This is a genomic window from Enterobacter sp. RHBSTW-00994, from assembly GCF_013782625.1.
In the GTDB taxonomy this organism is placed as follows: Bacteria; Pseudomonadota; Gammaproteobacteria; order Enterobacterales; family Enterobacteriaceae; genus Enterobacter.
The window spans coordinates 3,123,842-3,142,940 of the sequence record NZ_CP056199.1 but is presented as its reverse complement, the minus strand read 5'-3'; the positions used below and the strand labels follow the sequence as shown (position 1 = coordinate 3,142,940).

The window sequence follows — 19,099 nt, the reverse complement described above, 5'->3', positions numbered from 1 at the left end:
TGGCACTACTCTAGTACGATTGACGAGGGCTTAACAATGGCTTCAGTGTGGCTTTACAGTTTGATCAGCAGCTTGCGTATCACTCTGCTCTGCTTCTTCACGCTCTTTCCAGTATTTATGCCGTGTCGTCTTACCAATTCCGGGGTTCATACTGTTTGTAGGGTCATTCTCACGATAAAAACGCTTAAGCGTTTCGGGTGCTTTATACAGATGTCCGACGTTATGTTCGGCCGGGTATTGCGCACCACGTTCCTGCAGTAGCGTCAACATTTGCTCTTTCAGCGCATGCGCATCGACCCCTTTTTTGACGATGTAATCCTGGTGGAAGACATAACACATAAAGTGGCCATAATAGAGTTTATGTACCAGTTTGCTGTCGATTTCCGGCGGCAGATGTTCAAACCATTCGGTATCGTTGCGTCGCAGAGCAATATCCAGTGCCAGAATATCTTCAACCTCATCAGAATGGACGGCCTGATAACGGATGGCTGCGCCAGCCGCCGCAAAACGATGTAAAAAGGCTTTGCTGCCCTCTTCAGGTGTACAGGCAAAGAAGTCGCCTTCTGCCGTTTTGAAGAATTCGCTGAGCCAGGCCTGCGCTTCGGTAATTCCGTCGCCCGCCATTTTCAGCAGCAGATGGTGCTCGTATTTATCCCGCCAGCTTTTCATCCGCGTCGGTAAATGTGCCGGGAAGACAGTCCCCAGTTTCTGCATAAAGCGGTCGGTAAAGTGCGGCTTAAAGAGCGAGACTTTGTCCAGCATCGCGTCGGTACGGCCTTTCATCGTAAAGAAGAACGGCATTTTGTCTGTGCCGAGTTTGTCGATCATCAGGAAGGTATCTTTGCCATAGCGTTCGGCAATATCGTAAATATCCCGGTGCATATACTCACCGGCCACCGGCAAGTGGGTGAATTTCCCCAAAATATGACGACGAATCTCGGTCAGAACCTCAGGCTGGTTGGTCCCGATATAGAACACCTGTTGGTTTTTTTCTGCCGGGAATGTATCCAGACGAACGGCAAACACCGCCAGTTTTCCGGCACATCCTGAAGACTCAAACAGGCGATCCGGGTCAGCGTTATAGCGTGCAGGCGTGTCAGCGTCGATGTCACGTACCCGGGTCACATAATCATGATCGTGAGCATGACGGCCATCATGCAGAACATCTTCATCCTTCACGCGGTCATCATCCAGTTTACTCAGGATCTGTTCAGGCGTGTCGCCCAACTCAATCCCCAGGTGGTTCACCAGACGGAGCTTGCCGTTTTCGTCGATACGGGCGAAGAGTGACATCTCGGTATAAGCCGGGCCACGTTGTACCAGCGACCCCCCGGAGTTATTACAGATCCCGCCGACCACGGAGGCGCCAATGCAGGATGAACCGATCACCGAATGTGGTTCACGACCAAACGGCTTGAGCGCTTTTTCAAGGGAATAGAGCGTTGTGCCAGGGTAGGCAAGCACCTGCTCGCCTTTATCCAGCAGGTGAAGTTTATCGAGCCGCAGGGTGCTGATGATGACGATATCACGGTCATAATCGTTGCCGCTTGGGGTCGAACCTTCGGTCAGACCGGTATTGGCGGCCTGCATTAAAATAATTTTATCGGCAGCGACGCAAGCGCTCAGTACGCGCCACAGTTCCAGCAGCGTGCCGGGGAAAACAACGGCCAGCGCATCGCCCTGGCCGGAACGAAAACCCTTGCGATAGCGTGCCGTTTTGGCCGGGTCAGTTAGCAGGTGAGAGTGACCAACCAGGCGCGACAGTTCGTTAATGAATGCATTGTTATCGTGAGTTCGAACAGAAGACATCTTCCACTCCTTGTGGTGGGGCAAATTTCTCGCTGTAAAGCATAGCGCGATTAACTGTTAAGCGGTCGAGTATTCACGAGAAAAATCAGAGAATAACCCTGCAAGGTACAAAGGGTTTGTGGCACACTGCGCTTTTCGCACGGTTTGGCCGAGATCTTCCGGCGGTTATTGATGAGAGAGTAAAACAACATGAAATGGCTTTGTTCTGTAGGTGTTGCCGTCAGCCTGGCGCTGCAACCTGCACTGGCAGATGATCTGTTTGGCAATCATCCCCTCACGCCTGAAGCCCGGGACGCCTTTGTCACGGAATTGCTCAAGAAGATGACGGTTGATGAGAAAATCGGTCAGCTCCGTCTTATCAGCGTCGGCCCGGATAACCCGAAAGAGGCCATCCGCGAGATGATTAAAGGTAGCCAGGTTGGTGCGATCTTTAATACCGTCACCCGCGAGGATATTCGGAAGATGCAGGATCAGGTGATGGATCTCAGTCGTTTGAAGATCCCACTGTTCTTTGCCTATGACGTGCTGCATGGACAACGCACTGTTTTCCCGATTAGCCTCGGTTTAGCCTCCTCCTTTAACCTCGATGCGGTCAAAACCGTGGGACGCGTTTCCGCCTATGAAGCGGCGGATGATGGTCTGAATATGACCTGGGCTCCGATGGTGGATGTTTCCCGTGATCCGCGCTGGGGCCGTGCCTCTGAAGGCTTTGGCGAAGATACCTATTTAACGGCAACCATGGGGAAAACCATGGTTGAAGCGATGCAGGGGAAAAGCCCGGCCGACCGCTATTCTGTCATGACCAGCGTCAAACACTTCGCGGCCTATGGTGCGGTAGAAGGCGGGAAAGAGTACAACACCGTCGATATGAGCCCGCAGCGCCTGTTCAACGACTACATGCCTCCGTACAAAGCCGGTCTGGATGCCGGCAGCGGTGCAGTTATGGTGGCGCTGAACTCGCTGAACGGTACGCCAGCCACTTCTGATGCGTGGTTGCTGAAAGATGTTCTGCGCGATCAGTGGGGCTTTAAAGGCATTACTGTTTCTGACCACGGTGCAATCAAAGAGTTAATTAAACACGGCGTGGCTTCTGACCCGGAAGACGCGGTGCGCGTGGCGCTCAAGTCGGGTATCAACATGAGCATGAGCGACGAGTATTACAGCAAATATCTGCCAGGTCTTGTGAAGAGCGGCAAGGTGACCATGGCGGAGCTGGACGATGCCACCCGTCATGTGCTGAACGTGAAATATGACATGGGGCTGTTTAACGATCCGTATAGCCATCTTGGACCGAAAGATTCTGATCCGGTGGATACTAACGCTGAAAGCCGTCTGCACCGTAAGGACGCCCGTGAAGTGGCGCGTGAAAGCCTGGTGCTGCTGAAAAACCGTCTTGAAACCCTGCCGTTGAACAAGTCAGCGACGGTGGCTGTTGTGGGGCCGCTGGCGGACAGCAAGCGTGACGTCATGGGGAGCTGGTCTGCAGCAGGAGTGGCCGATCAGTCTATAACCGTGTTGACCGGTATTAAAAATGCTGTCGGCGACAAGGGCAAAGTGATCTACGCCAAAGGTGCGAACGTCACCAATGACAAAGACATCGTGACCTTCCTGAACCAGTATGAAGAGGCGGTGAACGTTGATCCTCGCTCGTCAAAAGAGATGATCGACGAAGCGGTTAACGCAGCGAAGCAGTCTGATGTGGTGGTGGCTGTGGTCGGGGAAGCGCAGGGCATGGCCCACGAAGCCTCCAGCCGCACCGACATTACCATTCCGCAAAGCCAGCGTGACCTGATTGCCGCACTGAAAGCTACCGGAAAACCTCTGGTGCTGGTGTTGATGAACGGCCGTCCTCTGGCCCTGGTGAAAGAAGACCAACAGGCTGATGCGATTCTGGAAACCTGGTTCGCCGGTACGGAAGGCGGTAACGCCATTGCTGACGTGCTGTTTGGTGATTACAACCCGTCAGGTAAGCTGCCGATGTCCTTCCCGCGCTCTGTCGGGCAGATCCCGGTTTACTACAGCCACCTGAATACTGGCCGTCCGTATAACGCCGACAAACCGAACAAATACACTTCACGTTACTTCGATGAGGCCAATGGCCCGCTTTATCCGTTTGGCTACGGCCTGAGCTACACCACGTTCACGGTCTCTGACGTGAAAATGTCTGCGGCCTCAATGAAACGTGATGGCAAGGTCACGGCCAGTGTTGAAGTAACCAATACCGGTAAGCGTGAAGGCGCAACGGTTATTCAGCTGTATTTGCAGGATGTCACTGCGTCCATGAGCCGCCCGGTGAAACAGTTGCGTGGTTTTGAGAAAGTGGATCTGAAACCGGGTGAAACCAAAACGGTCAGCTTCCCGATCGACATTGATGCACTGAAGTTCTGGAACCAGCAGATGAAGTATGATGCTGAACCAGGCAAGTTTAACGTCTTTATCGGCGTGGATTCTGCCCGGGTGAATAAAAGCGAGTTCGAACTGCTGTAACATCCTTCCCTCCGGCCTCCCCCTGTTATGGGGGAGACCGCTTACCTGATGCAAAAATCGCATTTCAGCGGTTAATTCCTCCTTTTTAAACTACGCTTTTCTCTCAAGCCCCTGAAAAGGGCGCAAAAAAATGAGGAAAGCAGAATGACAATTGCGAAAGGGGCTATGGGCTCTGCGCTGATTCTGGCGGCGTTGAGTCTGCCGTTACAGGCGGCAGAACCGGTCAAAGTGGGTTCAAAGATTGATACCGAAGGGGCACTGCTCGGCAATATTATTTTGCAGGTGCTTGAAAGCCACGGAGTTAAAACGGTCAACAAAGTTCAGCTTGGCACGACGCCTGTTGTACGCGGGGCGATCACATCCGGTGAGCTGGATATCTATCCTGAATATACCGGTAACGGTGCATTCTTCTTCAAAGATGAAAACGATCCGGCCTGGAAAAATGCCCAGGCAGGCTACGAAAAAGTCAAAAAGCTTGATGCTGAACAGAACAAACTGGTCTGGCTGACGCCTGCTCCGGCCAACAATACCTGGACGATTGCCGTTCGTAAGGACATTGCCGAAAAGGGCAAACTTACCTCGCTTGAAGATCTCAGCCGTTATCTGAATGAAAAGGGTGATTTTAAACTTGCCGCGTCGGCGGAATTTATCGAACGCGCTGATGCGTTACCGGCATTTGAAAAAGCCTATGGTTTCAAACTTGATCAGGCTCAGTTGCTGTCGCTTGCGGGTGGGGATACCGCGGTGACCATCAAAGCCGCGGCGCAGCAAATCTCTGGTGTGAATGCGGCGATGGCTTACGGAACGGATGGCCCGGTAGCGGCACTTGGCCTGCAAACCCTGACCGATCCGAAAGGTGTTCAGCCGATTTATGCTCCAACACCCGTGGTACGCGAAGCGACGCTGAAGGCTAACCCTGAAATTGCGGAATGGCTCAAGCCCGTGTTTGAAAAGCTGGATGAAAAAACGCTGCAACAGCTGAATGCCAGCATTGCAGTTGAGGGGCTGGATGCCAAAAAAGTGGCTGCCGACTTCCTGAAGCAACAAGGGTTTGTGAAGTAACAGGACAGGTCTGTGCCAATAAAATGTCATAACCGCGTACTGCTGCTTCTGGCGTGTATTGCTGCCGCAGCCGTTACATTGCCGTTTGTCAATGTCGCGCCTAATCGCCTGGTGTCGGGCGAAGGGCGGGCGATCTGGCAGATCTGGTCGTTCCCCCCGGGATTCCTGCTTGTGGTGCTGGGGGTTTTCATCGGTTTATCCCTATGTCCTGGGCGTATGGCGCAGTGGCTGACGCTTTTCATCGGTGAAGGGGTGTTTGCTGTGCTGGTTTGGGGGGCCGGACTTGCGGCGACACATCTGAGCACCGTTGAAAGTCCACTTGCGAGGACCTCCGTCGGCAGTGGGTTGTGGCTGTGGATGGCGTTATGCCTGCTTGTCTGCAGTGATGTCATTCGGCGGCTAACAGCACAGTCAGTTTGGCGTTGGGTGCTGAATGCACAAGTCTGGTGTTTTCCATTGCTGCTGCTGTTTAGCGGTGAACTGAACCAGCTGTCGCTGTTAAAGGAGTATGCCAACCGCCAGGAGGTATTTAATGATGCGCTGGTGCAACATCTGACACTGCTGCTGGGCACGCTGTTCCCGGCATTATTGATGGGTTTGCCGCTGGGCATCGGCTGTTATCGTCATCCTGGACGTCAGGGAACCGTGTTTGCCATTTTGAACGTTATCCAGACTATTCCTTCTGTTGCCCTGTTTGGTGTGTTAATTGCGCCTCTGGCGGGGCTGGTGAAGGCGTTTCCGGTACTGGCATCTTTGGGTATGGGCGGGACGGGGCTTATGCCAGCCCTTATTGCACTGGTGCTTTATGCGCTATTACCGTTGGTGCGTGGGGTTGTCGCTGGGTTGAGCCAGGTGTCACCGGATGTACTGGAAAGCGCGCAGGCAATGGGGATGAGTACCCGCCAGTGTTTTTGGCAAGTGCAGCTCCCGATTGCGTTGCCATTACTGCTTCGTAGCTTGCGGGTAGTGACCGTCCAGACGGTGGGTATGGCGGTAATCGCAGCGTTAATCGGTGCGGGTGGGTTTGGCGCCCTGGTATTTCAGGGGCTGCTGAGTAGCGCACTGGATCTGGTGCTGCTGGGCGTTATTCCAACCGTTACACTGGCTGTTGTGGTGGATGCGCTGTTTGCCTTGTGGCTCGCGTTGCTCAAGGGGAGAGGCAATGATTGAATTTCATGATGTCAGCAAACACTTTGCTGGCCGTCCGGCGGTGAGCCATCTGAACCTGCATTTTGAGGAAGGGGCGTTTTCTGTCCTGATTGGGACATCGGGATCGGGAAAATCAACCACGCTTAAGATGATCAACCGGCTCATTGAGCATGACAGCGGACTCATCCGCTTTGCAGGGGAAGAGATCCGCAGTGTGCCCGCGCTGGAGTTACGTCGTCGCATGGGCTACGCCATTCAGTCTATCGGCTTGTTCCCTCACTGGACGGTCGCGCAAAACATCGCCACCGTACCGCAACTGGAAAAATGGACACGGCAGAAAATTGCCGAACGTGTTGATGAGCTGATGGCACTGCTGGGGTTAGAACCGGCTTTGCGCGATCGCTATCCACATCAGCTTTCTGGTGGGCAGCAACAGCGTGTGGGCGTGGCGCGAGCACTTGCAGCGAACCCGCAGGTGTTGCTGATGGATGAACCTTTTGGCGCGCTGGACCCGGTGACACGGAGTGCGTTACAGGCCGAGATGACGCGCATTCACCGGATCCTTGGGCGGACGATCATTCTGGTTACGCACGATATTGATGAGGCACTGCGGCTTGGCGATCGACTGATCCTGATGGATAACGGTGAAGTGATACAGCAGGGAGCGCCGCTGACGCTTTTAACCCAACCTGCAACCGATTTTGTGCGTGATTTTTTTGGCCGCAGTGAATTGGGGGTCAGGTTACTTTCGCTGCGCACCGTAGGTGATTACTTGCGACCCCCGGGAGTGCATATCGATGGCGAACCCTTGCAGGTACAGATGAGCCTGCGCGATGCATTATCCGCGTTTGTCGCTCGGCAATGTGATGTTCTGCCCGTTGTGGATGCACTGGGCAGTGTGTGTGGTGCGCTCCATTTTCGTGATCTGCTGACAGGGGAGGTCGGCCATGAAGTGGATGCGTGAACCGCTGGTTTGGCTGGTGGCGCTGTTTGTGGCGCTATTATTTCTGATGCCGCATAGCGCTGGTCTTTTTAGCGCGCTTTTTCCGGGGCTGCCGCGACCGGTTTATCAACAGGAGAGTTTTATCAATCTGACGCTGGCACATTTCTGGCTGGTGGCGGTTTCAAGTGTTACAGCCATTGTATTAGGGGTGGGGGCAGGCGTTGCAGTGACGCGCCCCTCAGGCAGAGAGTTTCGTCCACTGGTCGAAACCATTGCCGCCATCGGCCAGACCTTTCCACCCGTGGCGGTTCTGGCCATCGCGGTTCCGGTCATTGGTTTTGGTCAGACGCCGGCAATCATTGCACTTATTTTGTATGGCGTGCTGCCTATTTTACAAGGCACGCTGGCCGGAATAGCGGCGGTTCCTGCCTCGGTGATGAGCGTGGCTGAGGGGATGGGAATGAGTGGCTGGCAGCGTTTTCGCCATGTTGAACTGCCGCTTGCCGCACCGGTTATTATCGCCGGAATTCGCACGTCTGTGATTATCAACATAGGGACGGCGACCATCGCGTCAACGGTTGGTGCAAATACGCTTGGCACACCCATAATTATCGGGTTAAGCGGATTCAATACGGCCTATATTGTGCAGGGGGCGGTACTGGTTGCACTGGCAGCGATTGTGGTCGATCGGGGGTTTGAGCGCCTGGCGAGTTATCTCAACCGACACCGCCACGAACAATAAACGAGTATCCAGCCAGCATAACGCCACCGATACCGCTAACGGCCATGAGGACGAAAAGAGTGATTACGGCCAGTTTGGTTGCCTTCATACATGTGCTCCTGTTGTTAACGAAGCAATTATACGGTGAAGCGTAGCTGTTAATGAACCATTAAATGCCGTTACGGCTCGTTAGGCCCAAGTGCGTAAACCGGATAACCGTGTTCACGCCATTCTGTAAGCAGTTGCTGCTGCGCTGCGCTTGGGACTTCACCGCACCAGACCAGCAATGTCTGCCCATCGAACAACTCCGGGCGTAATTGCGCTAATGAATGTGCCAGCACATCGACGCGCCAGCCCTGCTGTGTGGCAATCCATGCTTCAAGCCACAAACGGGTGGTGTCATGCACATTCCACCCGACGACCAGCGCATCTTTATTATTCTTATTTCTTGCTGATGCAAGACATACAGAAATGTAATTAATGAGAACGCCGTCAAGCATACTGAGCAGTGCCTGTAGCGTCGGCTGCTGGCACTGAAGACGGCGGCGTAAGGGAATGAACAGACGGGAGATTAACGTTTGCGCGGGATAGTCGCGGCCTTGCTCTTTTATCCACGCACGCAGGCGCTGCAGGTTACCTGCCTGCAGGAGACGCAGCAGTGTTTCCTGTTGTTCGCGCCAGATATGTTGCGTATCAGGATCGTCCTGGCTGAGCAATGATTTCACTTTACCGACCTGGACACCGTTATCGATCCAACTTTTGATCTCACGGATCCGCTCAATATCAGCATCGTTGAAAAGACGATGACCACCGTCTGTTCGCTGCGGTTTGAGTAATCCATACCGTCGCTGCCATGCTCGTAGCGTCACGGGATTGATATCACAAAGGAGTGCCACTTCACCTATCGTGTAAAGCGCCATATTCGCCCCCTGGCTTGCGCGTCCCCAGCTTAACTGTAGACCCAGTTTGGCGAACCAGGAAGAATTGCCCGAATTTTGAACAAATAATGCGACGCTCAGGTTATTTTCTGAAAAAGGTGTGATTGCGAACACGGTTTACACCTTTTTTGGTGTGCTTCAAAGAAAGTTAAACCACATCAGTGTATGTTACGCGTTTTTGAAACGCGCGGTTTGTGGGTATGTACGAGTTTAACCTGGTGTTGTTGCTGCTCCAGCAGATGTGTGTATTTCTGGTCATCGCATGGCTGATGAGTAAAACGCGTCTGTTCATCCCGCTGATGCAAGTCACCGTACGTCTGCCGCACAAGTTTCTCTGTTACGTCGTTTTTTCCATTTTCTGCATCATGGGGACCTGGTTTGGTCTCCACATCGAAGATTCGATTGCCAATACGCGTGCGATCGGTGCGGTGATGGGCGGTCTGCTCGGCGGTCCCGTAGTCGGTGGGCTCGTGGGGTTAACGGGCGGACTTCACCGTTATTCTATGGGGGGCATGACAGCGCTGAGCTGCATGATCTCGACGATTGTTGAAGGGCTGCTGGGCGGTCTTGTACACAGTTATATGATCAAACGTGGCCGAACGGATAAGGTGTTTAGCCCGATTACAGCTGGTGCAATTACCTTTGTTGCCGAGTTGGTGCAAATGCTGATTATCCTGCTGATTGCGCGTCCCTATGAAGATGCGCTGCATCTGGTCAACAGCATTGCCGCGCCGATGATGGTGACGAACACCGTGGGGGCGGCACTCTTCATGCGTATTCTGCTTGATAAGCGTGCGATGTTTGAGAAATACACCTCGGCGTTTTCTGCGACGGCGTTAAAGGTGGCAGCATCGACGGAAGGTATTTTGCGACAGGGGTTTAACGAAGAAAACAGCATGAAGGTAGCTCAGGTTCTCTATAAGGAGCTGGATATTGGCGCAGTCGCGATAACCGATCGGGAAAAGCTACTGGCGTTTACCGGAACCGGGGATGACCATCACCTGCCAGGTAGACCAATTTCGTCCTCTTATACGCTTCGCGCTATCGAAACTGGCGAGGTAGTCTATGCCGATGGTAACGAAGTGCCATACCGTTGTTCGTTGCATCCACAGTGTAAGCTGGGCTCGACACTGGTGATCCCGCTGCGAGGAGAAAACAATCGGGTGATGGGGACCATTAAGCTTTACGAGGCGAAAAACCGTCTGTTCAGTTCTATCAATCGCACGTTAGGCGAGGGGATTGCGCAACTTTTGTCGGCGCAAATTCTGGCAGGACAATATGAGCGGCAAAAAGCGCTTTTAACCCAATCAGAGATTAAGTTGCTGCATGCACAGGTGAACCCACATTTCTTGTTTAATGCGCTGAACACGCTTAAAGCGGTGATTCGCCGTGACAGCGATCAGGCCGCGCAGTTAGTCCAGTTTTTGTCGACATTTTTCCGCAAGAACCTGAAGCGTCCATCGGAAATTGTTACCCTGGCCGATGAAATTGAACATGTGAATGCCTATCTCCAAATCGAGAAGGCCCGTTTTCAGTCGCGTTTGCAGGTATCGCTATTCATTCCGGATGAGTTAGCGTCACAACATCTTCCGGCATTTACCTTGCAACCGATTGTGGAAAACGCCATTAAGCATGGTACGTCTCAATTGTTGGGCACTGGGGTGATCAGCCTTTCTGCCAGTCGTTTTAACCACTATCTGGTCCTCGATATTGAAGACAATGCCGGGTTGTACCAGCCGACGACGTCTGGAGGATTGGGCATGAGCCTGGTGGATAAACGCCTTCGAGCCCACTTTGGCGACGGTTGTGGGATTTCCGTGGCCTGTGAACCGGACAGATTTACCCGTATTACGTTACGATTGCCGCTGGAGGAAGATGCATGCTGAGAGTGCTGATTGTTGATGACGAGCCGTTAGCACGGGAAAATCTGCGTGTGCTGTTGCAGGAGCACAGCGATATCGACGTGGTGGGCGAATGTGCAAATGCCATTGAAGCGATTGGAGCCGTTCACAAACTGCGCCCGGATGTCCTGTTTCTCGACATCCAGATGCCGCGAATCAGTGGCCTGGAAATGGTTGGAATGCTTGATCCTGAACATCGACCGTACATTGTGTTTCTGACGGCCTTCGATGAATATGCAGTGAAGGCTTTTGAAGAACATGCTTTTGATTATCTGCTTAAACCGATTGAAGAAAAACGGCTTGAAAAGACGCTGAGTCGTTTACGCCAGGAGCGTGCCGTGCAGGATGTGACGCTTCTGCCTGAGCACCAGCAGCCGCTCAAATTTATCCCCTGTACGGGTCATAGCCGCATTTATCTTCTGCAAATGGACGACGTTGCTTTTGTCAGCAGCCGCATGAGTGGCGTGTATGTTACCAGTGCTGAAGGTAACGAAGGCTTTACGGAACTGACGTTGCGCACACTGGAAAGTCGTACGCCGTTGATCCGCTGCCATCGACAGTATCTGGTGAACATGGCTCATCTTAAAGAGATTCGCCTTGAAGATAACGGTCAGGCCGAGCTAGTGCTTCGCGCCGGGCAAACTGTCCCCGTGAGCCGCCGATATCTGAAAAGTTTGAAAGAGGCGATTGGGCTGTAAAACTGGTACACTGCGCGTCATTGCATCACCGACAGTTAAAGGCACTCATGCTAAGTAATGACATTCTCCGTAGCCTGCGCTACACCCTGAAAGCAAACAATAACGATCTGGTGCGCATTCTGGCGCTTGCCGACATGGAATCAACGTCTGCCGGGTTTGATACCTGGATGACAAAAGAGGATGAGGACGGGTTTGTTCGTTGTCCTGATATCATCCTGTCAGGTTTCCTGAATGGGCTTATTTATGAGAAACGTGGCAGAGATGAATCTGCGCCTGAGCTGGCGCTTGAGCGTCGTGTTAACAACAATACAGTGCTGAAAAAGCTGCGTATCGCGTTTTCCCTGAAAACCGATGATATCGTGGCGATCATGACCGAACAGAAGTATCGCGTGTCAGTGCCGGAAATTACCGCCATGATGCGCGCGCCGGACCACAAAAATTACCGCGAATGTGGCGACCAATTTTTGCGTAATTTCCTGCGCGGATTGACCCACCGGGTTCATCATCCTAAGCCATAAAAAAAGCCGGAGATTATCTCCGGCTTTTTTTATTATTTCACCTGCTGGCCTGGCTTCGCGCCTTCATCAGGGCTTAACAGGAAGATATCTTTCCCACCAGGGCCTGCGGCCATGACCATGCCTTCAGAGATACCAAAGCGCATTTTGCGTGGCGCAAGGTTAGCGACCATCACCGTCTGGCGGCCAACCAGTACCTGCGGGTCAGGATAGGCTGAACGAATACCGGAGAAGACGTTACGTTTCTCTCCACCCAGATCCAGTGTCAAACGTAACAGTTTGTCGGAGCCTTCAACGAATTCCGCGTTTTCAATCAGCGCCACGCGCAGATCAACTTTGGCAAAATCATCAAAGGTGATGGTTTCCTGAATCGGATCGTCAGCCAGTGGCCCCGTTACCGGTGCAGCGGCTGCCTTCACTTCTTCTTTGGACGCTTCCACCAGCGCTTCAACCTGTTTCATCTCGATACGGTTGTACAGGGCTTTAAACGTATTCACTTTGTGTCCGAGCAGAGGCTGTGCGATGGCATCCCAGGTCAGTTCAGTGTTCAGGAATGCTTCAGCGCGTTCAGCCAGATTTGGCAGAACCGGCTTCAGGTACGTCATCAGGACACGGAACAGATTGATACCCATAGAGCAGATCGCCTGCAGGTCAGCATCACGGCCTTCCTGTTTTGCGACAACCCACGGTGCTTGCTCATCCACATAGCGGTTAGCCAGGTCTGCCAGCGCCATGATCTCGCGCACCGCTTTACCAAACTCACGTGCTTCCCACGCTTCGCCAATGGTGGTGGCTGCATCAGTGAAGGTTTTGTACAGTACCGGGTCAGCCAGTTCAGAGGCCATCACGCCGTCAAAACGCTTCGCGATAAATCCGGCATTACGGGACGCCAGGTTCACCACTTTGTTCACGATGTCTGCATTCACACGCTGTACGAAATCTTCCAGATTCAGGTCGATATCGTCGATGCGAGAAGAGAGCTTCGCGGTGTAGTAGTAACGCAGGCTGTCAGCATCAAAGTGATTCAGCCAGGTGCTGGCTTTGATGAACGTTCCGCGAGATTTGGACATCTTCGCGCCGTTTACCGTGACATAGCCATGAACGAAGAGGTTGGTTGGCTTACGGAAACCGCTGCCTTCCAGCATTGCAGGCCAGAACAGGCTGTGGAAGTAAACGATATCTTTCCCGATGAAGTGGTACAGTTCCGCGTCGGAATCTTTCTTCCAGTAGTCGTCAAAGCTGGTGGTATCGCCGCGTTTGTCGCACAGATTCTTGAAGGAGCCCATGTAACCGATTGGTGCATCCAGCCAGACGTAGAAATATTTGCCCGGCGCGTTCGGAATTTCGAAACCGAAGTATGGCGCATCACGGGAGATATCCCATTGCTGAAGACCGGATTCGAACCACTCCTGCATTTTGTTGGCAACCTGCTCCTGCAATGCACCGCTACGGGTCCAGGCCTGTAGCATTTCGCTGAAAGATGGCAGGTCAAAGAAGAAATGCTCAGAGTCACGCATGACGGGAGTAGCACCCGACACGACTGATTTCGGTTCAATAAGCTCGGTTGGGCTATAGGTTGCACCACACACTTCGCAGTTATCGCCGTACTGGTCTGGTGACTTACATTTCGGGCACGTGCCTTTCACGAAACGGTCTGGCAGGAACATGCCTTTTTCCGGATCGTACAACTGAGAGATAGTGCGGTTTTTAATAAAACCGTTCTCTTTCAGGCGGGTGTAAATCAGCTCAGACAGCTCACGGTTTTCCTCGCTGTGCGTGGAATGATAATTGTCGTAGCTGATGTCAAAGCCTGCAAAATCAGTCTGATGTTCCTGACTCATTTCGGCAATCATCTGTTCTGGTGAAATACCCAGTTGCTGAGCTTTCAGCATAATCGGCGTGCCATGGGCGTCGTCCGCACAGATGAAGTTAACCTGATGGCCGCGCATTCGTTGGTAACGGACCCAGACATCAGCCTGGATATGCTCCAGCATGTGGCCGAGGTGGATTGAGCCGTTGGCGTACGGCAGTGCGCACGTTACCAGAATTTTCTTCGCGACTTGAGTCATAGTGGACATTACTTCTTTTAACAGTGAAAAGGGCTTTTGATATTACCAAAAGGGTCATTATTAAGTAAGCACAAACCACGGCCTTTCAGGTAAACTTGTTCAACTAAGGTCTTATTCACAAGAACAAAGGAGTCGGGATGAGTTCTCAATCCCAGGCCAAATCACCGGAAGTCTTACGAGCAATGGTTGCCGGGATACTGGCTAATTTTCAGCATCCAACCCTGAAACACAACCTCACTACGCTGAAAGCGCTGCACCACGTTGCGTGGCTGGATGATACGTTGCATATCGAGCTGCAGATGCCGTTCGTTTTTGCCAGCGCCTTTGATACGTTGAAAGAGCAATGCAGTGCAGATCTGCTCCGTATCACTGGGGCAAAAGCCATTGACTGGAAGCTGTCCCACAGCATCGCTACGCTGAAACGGGTGAAAAATCAGCCGGGTGTTAATGGTGTGAAAAACATCATTGCCATCAGTTCAGGCAAGGGAGGGGTGGGTAAATCTTCTACGGCGGTAAATCTGGCGCTGGCGCTGGCCGCTGAAGGGGCGAAAGTCGGTATTCTGGATGCCGATATCTACGGCCCATCGATTCCTAATATGCTGGGCGCGGAAAATCAGCGTCCGACGTCACCAGATGGCACGCACATGGCGCCGATCATGGCGCATGGCCTGGCAACTAACTCCATTGGTTATCTCGTGACCGATGATAATGCCATGGTATGGCGTGGCCCGATGGCCAGCAAAGCGCTGTTGCAAATGTTGCAGGAAACTCTGTGGCCGGATCTCGATTATCTGGTGCTGGATATGCCGCCGGGTACGGGTGATATCCAGTTGACGCTGGCGCAGAACATTCCGGTGACGGGCGCGGTTGTGGTGACAACACCGCAGGATATTGCGCTGATTGATGCCAAAAAAGGCATTGTCATGTTCGAGAAAGTAGACGTACCGGTGCTCGGTATTGTCGAGAATATGAGTATGCACATCTGTAGCAATTGCGGACACCATGAGCCTATTTTTGGGACCGGTGGGGCGGAGAAGCTGGCTGCGCAGTATCACACACAACTGCTTGGACAGATGCCATTACACATTACGTTGCGTGAAGATCTGGATAGCGGGAAACCGACGGTGGTGAGTCGTCCGGATAGCGAGTTTGCTGAGATGTATCGTCAACTGGCGGGGCGTGTTGCGGCGCAACTTTACTGGCAAGGCGAAGTCATTCCGAGTGAAATTGCCTTCCGCGCGGTGTAACCCTTGTAGCCGGGTAACAATACCCGGCTAGTTAACGCAGCCGATAATGCATCAAATAGTACGCTCCATCCGGTGAATCACCGCGAGCCTCAATGTGCCAGCCATGATGCTGATAAAACGCCACAGCCCGTTCATTCCTGACTAAACATTTTAATGCGCCGGTGCTGGTGAATGTTTTCTGCGCCTGTTTCAGCAGTAAACGACCCACCCCAAGATGCTGATAATGTGGGTCGACAAAGAGATTGTGCAGAAAGTTATCGTTCGTCCAGACTGAGGCAAAACCTACCCGGTGGCCATCCTGAAGCGCAACCCAGATCTGTTCGTCGCGTGTTGCCTCGTCGAAATCTTCGAGCTTCCATGCATCACTTTCCAGCCAGGGCCATGCCTCACGTCGGGCATGCAGGTAAAGCGTGCGCAGGAAAGGACGATCGCTTTCCTGCCACGGACGGACGGTAATGGTATCAGCGGTGATAGAAGATATCTCCGTTATAGGCTTTGTAAATTTTGCCATCCGCGTCGCCAATCAGGACGTAGTTTTCACCCATGTAGGTCCAGTGAGTACCTGCATCTGGGGCAGGAAGATTACGTAACTGATACTGTTTGATGGTGTATTCAGGTGTCTGATACAACGCGGGAGCCGTGTCGCCAATCTTGAATTTTGTGAAATCGGCAATGAACTCTTGTTCTTCGTAAGCTTTGATGCCAGAAGGCGCAGATGCCGTTTGCGGGGCTGAATGCGCGACACCCGTCAGTGACATCACAACACCCAGAAGCAGCAATTTATACTTAGCCATTTTTTCTCCAGTTAACCCGTTTACTGATGCATTCAGTCTGCTGTTTCATAACCATGACTGTGTGGCAGACGTCCTATTCTAAGTATCACAGTAGGGTATGTTTGAAAAAAAATGTAACAAAACTGGACAGTTTTCTGTAGCTATCTAGAAAGAGCAATCTTTCTGGGGGTGAATGAAAGATCTTATTTATATTTGCTCTCCAAATGGTTTTGAGCCGAATTCTGAAAATTTCTGAAATCATTCTGATGTGCATTATTAACGGTATTCATAACATCTGATAAGAATTAACATAATGAAAGGGAGTGTTGCTTTATTTTTTATTTAAATAATGAATTCCTTCTGAATAACAAAAACAGAAAAGATGTTCTTATCGATGAAGAGGTAAGAATCCGCGCGCTGCATAATTTCATCGGAATCCGGGTTATATATTTACATGGTGAATATGAACGGTTGTGATCGCAGCAGAGGGATACCTTAGAAAACGCAGGGAGCACGAGCTTAACGCTGTGCTGAAACGCCTTCGACGAATGAAAAGGAATGTATTTTTAATGTCGTCAAATTCTACACATCAGTATAAAAATACGAATGGAAATCAGACTCTGGATCTGGTTCGACTTTTGGGTGAGCTTTTCGATAATCGTATTTTTATTCTTTGCATGACTCTCTTACTCACGATATGCACTTCACTTTATGTTGTCAGCGCCACGCCCGTTTATAAAGCCGATGCCTTAGTACAGGTCGTGGGGAAGCAGAATAATAATGTGCTTAAACGTCTCACCCAAATGAATTCAGAACTTGCGCCAGATGCCGCGCCGGACATGATGCTACTTAAGTCCCGCATGATACTTGGTAAGACGGTTGACGATTTGGGCCTTAAATATGAAGTTAGCCGGGACTGGCTTCCTGTTGTCGGGCGAGTCTGGGCGAAGATGACGGGTCAGCATGCGGGTCGCATCGTTATGGGTCGTGTTTATCTCCCTTGGGGGGACGACGATTCCCGCGAGTTCACCATCACAGCCGGTAAGGAAGGTGAGTATCGGGTTGAGGGTAAGGATTTTCATGCGCAAGGTCGAGTAGGGGAAACGCTAGAAAAAGGCGGTGTGATTATTGAGGTCAGTGAGTTGACCGCGAGACCCGGCGTACAGTTTACTCTGAAAGAAATACCAACGCTTGAGGCTATTAGTGCACTCAGTAAAGCGTTCACAGTAACAGAAACCGTTAAACAGAGTGGCGTGCTTAAGCTTTCGTTGACGGGAGCCGATCCGATGCTCATCACCAGAACGTTAAACGCTATTACGGAGAACTATCTGCAACAAAACGTCGATCGCCAGGCCCTACGTGATACACGACGGCTCAACTTTTTACAGCAGTATATACCGGAGATTCAGCGAGAACTCGTTAAGTCAGAAGAGCAATTAAATCGCTATCGACAGCAGCGCAATTCGGTTGATTTAACTCTGGAAACAAAATCTGTACTGGAACAGATTGTGAATATTAATAATCACATTAATGAGCTCACACTCCGCGAAGCGGACATTGCGCAGCGTTACAGGAAGTCTCATCCGGTATATCGTTCATTGATCGAAAAGCGGAACGCGCTCGAAGCAACGAAGTCGAGATTAAACAAAAAAGTGTCGGAATTACCCTTAATTCAGCAGGCGATTATTCGTCTTAGCCGGGATGTTGATTCCGGAAGTGCTGTTTATCAACACCTCCTGACACGCCAGCAAGAATTGAGCCTCTCGCGATCCAGCGCGATGGGTAATGTACGCATTATTGATGCTGCCCAGACGCTATCGACTCCTGTGGAGCCCAAAAAGGGGCTGATTGTCGCTTGTGGAGCACTGCTAGGATTTCTATTATCCGCAGTGGTGGTGATCCTTCGCATGGCTTTGCGCAGAGGAATCAATTCACCAGAGCAGCTGGAAGCAAGAGGGATTAGTATTCTTGCTACTGTACCGCACTCCGACTGGTTATGGCGTAAAACACACTTACGTCGCAAGCACCTCTTCCAGGGTAACTGGCAGCACAAAACCAGACATGTCCCTTTTTTACCTGTTGCCCATCCTCATGATGTTGTGATTGAGTCTATCCGTGGGCTGCGTACCCGCTTGCATTTCGCCCTGATGGGCTCTGTTAACCGCATTGTGATGGTTTCGGGGCCAACCCAGAACTGTGGTAAGACACTTATCAGTACCTCGCTGGCGGCTATTGTGGCGCAGGCGGAGTTAAAGGTGCTGTTCATCGATGCCGATATGCGTAAAGGGTATGCACATGACATCTTTTCTCTGAGTAATCGCTGCGGGCTGGCTGAAGTACTGATGGGCAACTCCAGCTATCAGAACGCTATTCAGCGGTATACCGATGGGGATATCGATGTAATAACCTGCGGCCAGCCGCCGGAAAACCCTTCCGAATTGTTGATGGGAGAGGTATTTCAGTCGTTGCTGATGTGGGTGAATGAACGCTACGACATGGTTATCGTCGATACGCCACCGGTACTCGCAGTAACGGATGCAACAGTGGTTGGAAGGATGGGGGCCTTAACGATTCTGATTGCCCGTCATGGTATGACCAGTGTGAAAGAGATAGAAATCAGTATGAAACGTTTACACCAGGCTGGCGTCGAGGTTAGCGGGACTATTTTGAATGATGTGGTGAAATCTGCTGCGAATAAATATGGTGCAGGCTATAGCCACTATGGTAAACGCGACGTCCCGGTCTGAAAAAGAAAGGCGTAACCGCCATTCCTTTTGACAAAATACG

General features: G+C 51.7%; 16 protein-coding genes. 10 read left to right on the top strand and 6 right to left on the bottom strand.

The window, feature by feature from the left end:
• Positions 1-42: 42 nt before the first annotated feature.
• On the bottom strand, positions 43-1,809 hold the full coding sequence (dld, locus tag HV346_RS15115; RefSeq protein WP_181620115.1) for a D-lactate dehydrogenase: 1,767 nt from the start codon (positions 1,807-1,809) through the stop codon (positions 43-45).
• Positions 1,810-1,998: 189 nt separating this feature from the next.
• On the opposite strand from dld, the gene bglX reads away from it, so the two are divergent.
• The 5 genes from bglX to HV346_RS15090 all read left to right on the top strand — a co-directional run bounded on the left by bglX (position 1,999) and on the right by HV346_RS15090 (position 8,192).
• Positions 1,999-4,296, top strand: a complete 2,298-nt coding sequence (gene bglX, locus HV346_RS15110) for a beta-glucosidase BglX (RefSeq protein ID WP_181620114.1) — start codon at positions 1,999-2,001, stop codon at positions 4,294-4,296.
• A 144-nt stretch (positions 4,297-4,440) separates the two neighbouring features.
• Complete coding sequence (locus tag HV346_RS15105) at positions 4,441-5,358, top strand: ABC transporter substrate-binding protein (protein WP_181620113.1); 918 nt, start codon at positions 4,441-4,443, stop codon at positions 5,356-5,358.
• A gap of 12 nt (positions 5,359-5,370) precedes the next feature.
• Entirely contained in the window at positions 5,371-6,528 is a 1,158-nt protein-coding gene (locus tag HV346_RS15100) for an ABC transporter permease (protein WP_181620112.1), read from the top strand.
• A complete protein-coding gene (locus tag HV346_RS15095) occupies positions 6,521-7,471 on the top strand; it encodes an ABC transporter ATP-binding protein (protein WP_181620111.1) in 951 nt (316 codons plus the stop codon). The genes HV346_RS15100 and HV346_RS15095 overlap by 8 nt, the downstream gene beginning before the upstream one ends.
• Positions 7,455-8,192 carry an ABC transporter permease gene (locus HV346_RS15090; RefSeq protein ID WP_181620110.1) on the top strand — a complete coding sequence of 246 codons (738 nt, stop codon included), beginning with the start codon at positions 7,455-7,457 and terminating at the stop codon, positions 8,190-8,192. Before HV346_RS15095 ends, HV346_RS15090 begins: the two co-directional genes overlap by 17 nt.
• Here the strand turns inward: HV346_RS15090 and HV346_RS15085 are convergent.
• Complete coding sequence (locus HV346_RS15085; protein WP_010433613.1) at positions 8,167-8,280, bottom strand: protein YohO; 114 nt, start codon at positions 8,278-8,280, stop codon at positions 8,167-8,169. The genes HV346_RS15090 and HV346_RS15085 overlap by 26 nt on opposite strands.
• Positions 8,281-8,350: 70 nt before the next feature.
• Positions 8,351-9,091 carry an HTH-type transcriptional regulator MlrA gene (gene mlrA / locus HV346_RS15080; RefSeq protein ID WP_181623805.1) on the bottom strand — a complete coding sequence of 247 codons (741 nt, stop codon included), beginning with the start codon at positions 9,089-9,091 and terminating at the stop codon, positions 8,351-8,353.
• 218 nt (positions 9,092-9,309) lie between these two features.
• Here mlrA and HV346_RS15075 point away from each other — a divergent pair, with 218 nt between their 5' ends.
• From HV346_RS15075 to HV346_RS15065, 3 genes are read left to right on the top strand one after another with little or no spacing between them, the layout of a single operon-like run.
• The gene (locus tag HV346_RS15075) at positions 9,310-10,995 is read left to right on the top strand and encodes a sensor histidine kinase (protein ID WP_181620109.1); all 1,686 of its coding nucleotides are present in this window, start codon (positions 9,310-9,312) and stop codon (positions 10,993-10,995) included.
• A complete protein-coding gene (gene btsR, locus HV346_RS15070; protein ID WP_181620108.1) occupies positions 10,989-11,708 on the top strand; it encodes a two-component system response regulator BtsR in 720 nt (239 codons plus the stop codon). The genes HV346_RS15075 and btsR overlap by 7 nt, the downstream gene beginning before the upstream one ends.
• Before the next feature lie 47 nt (positions 11,709-11,755).
• Positions 11,756-12,226, top strand: coding sequence for a DUF1456 family protein (locus tag HV346_RS15065; protein ID WP_181620107.1), 471 nt, complete (start codon positions 11,756-11,758; stop codon positions 12,224-12,226).
• Positions 12,227-12,258: 32 nt separating this feature from the next.
• Here the strand turns inward: HV346_RS15065 and metG are convergent, their stop codons facing one another.
• The gene (gene metG / locus HV346_RS15060; protein ID WP_181620106.1) at positions 12,259-14,292 is read right to left on the bottom strand and encodes a methionine--tRNA ligase; all 2,034 of its coding nucleotides are present in this window, start codon (positions 14,290-14,292) and stop codon (positions 12,259-12,261) included.
• A 137-nt stretch (positions 14,293-14,429) separates the two neighbouring features.
• Between metG and apbC the strand changes: the two genes are divergently transcribed.
• Entirely contained in the window at positions 14,430-15,539 is a 1,110-nt protein-coding gene (gene apbC, locus HV346_RS15055; RefSeq protein WP_181620105.1) for an iron-sulfur cluster carrier protein ApbC, read from the top strand.
• Positions 15,540-15,570: 31 nt separating this feature from the next.
• Here the strand turns inward: apbC and HV346_RS15050 are convergent, their stop codons facing one another.
• Positions 15,571-16,050, bottom strand: a complete 480-nt coding sequence (locus tag HV346_RS15050; protein ID WP_181620104.1) for a GNAT family N-acetyltransferase — start codon at positions 16,048-16,050, stop codon at positions 15,571-15,573.
• Positions 16,001-16,333: an RcnB family protein gene (locus HV346_RS15045; RefSeq protein ID WP_181620103.1), complete on the bottom strand. Its 333-nt coding sequence runs from the start codon at positions 16,331-16,333 to the stop codon at positions 16,001-16,003. Before HV346_RS15045 ends, HV346_RS15050 begins: the two co-directional genes overlap by 50 nt.
• A gap of 548 nt (positions 16,334-16,881) precedes the next feature.
• Between HV346_RS15045 and HV346_RS15040 the strand changes: the two genes are divergently transcribed.
• Positions 16,882-19,059, top strand: a complete 2,178-nt coding sequence (locus HV346_RS15040) for a polysaccharide biosynthesis tyrosine autokinase (protein WP_181623804.1) — start codon at positions 16,882-16,884, stop codon at positions 19,057-19,059.
• Positions 19,060-19,099: the final 40 nt, after the last annotated feature.

Coding starts and splice junctions, on each gene's coding strand:
- dld (WP_181620115.1), bottom strand. CDS start 1,809: ATGTCTTCTGTTCGAACTCACGATAACAATGCATTCATTAACGAACTG.
- bglX (WP_181620114.1), top strand. CDS start 1,999: ATGAAATGGCTTTGTTCTGTAGGTGTTGCCGTCAGCCTGGCGCTGCAA.
- HV346_RS15105 (WP_181620113.1), top strand. CDS start 4,441: ATGACAATTGCGAAAGGGGCTATGGGCTCTGCGCTGATTCTGGCGGCG.
- HV346_RS15095 (WP_181620111.1), top strand. CDS start 6,521: ATGATTGAATTTCATGATGTCAGCAAACACTTTGCTGGCCGTCCGGCG.
- HV346_RS15090 (WP_181620110.1), top strand. CDS start 7,455: ATGAAGTGGATGCGTGAACCGCTGGTTTGGCTGGTGGCGCTGTTTGTG.
- HV346_RS15085 (WP_010433613.1), bottom strand. CDS start 8,280: ATGAAGGCAACCAAACTGGCCGTAATCACTCTTTTCGTCCTCATGGCC.
- mlrA (WP_181623805.1), bottom strand. CDS start 9,091: ATGGCGCTTTACACGATAGGTGAAGTGGCACTCCTTTGTGATATCAAT.
- HV346_RS15075 (WP_181620109.1), top strand. CDS start 9,310: ATGTACGAGTTTAACCTGGTGTTGTTGCTGCTCCAGCAGATGTGTGTA.
- btsR (WP_181620108.1), top strand. CDS start 10,989: ATGCTGAGAGTGCTGATTGTTGATGACGAGCCGTTAGCACGGGAAAAT.
- HV346_RS15065 (WP_181620107.1), top strand. CDS start 11,756: ATGCTAAGTAATGACATTCTCCGTAGCCTGCGCTACACCCTGAAAGCA.
- metG (WP_181620106.1), bottom strand. CDS start 14,292: ATGACTCAAGTCGCGAAGAAAATTCTGGTAACGTGCGCACTGCCGTAC.
- apbC (WP_181620105.1), top strand. CDS start 14,430: ATGAGTTCTCAATCCCAGGCCAAATCACCGGAAGTCTTACGAGCAATG.
- HV346_RS15050 (WP_181620104.1), bottom strand. CDS start 16,050: ATGGCAAAATTTACAAAGCCTATAACGGAGATATCTTCTATCACCGCT.
- HV346_RS15045 (WP_181620103.1), bottom strand. CDS start 16,333: ATGGCTAAGTATAAATTGCTGCTTCTGGGTGTTGTGATGTCACTGACG.
- HV346_RS15040 (WP_181623804.1), top strand. CDS start 16,882: ATGTCGTCAAATTCTACACATCAGTATAAAAATACGAATGGAAATCAG.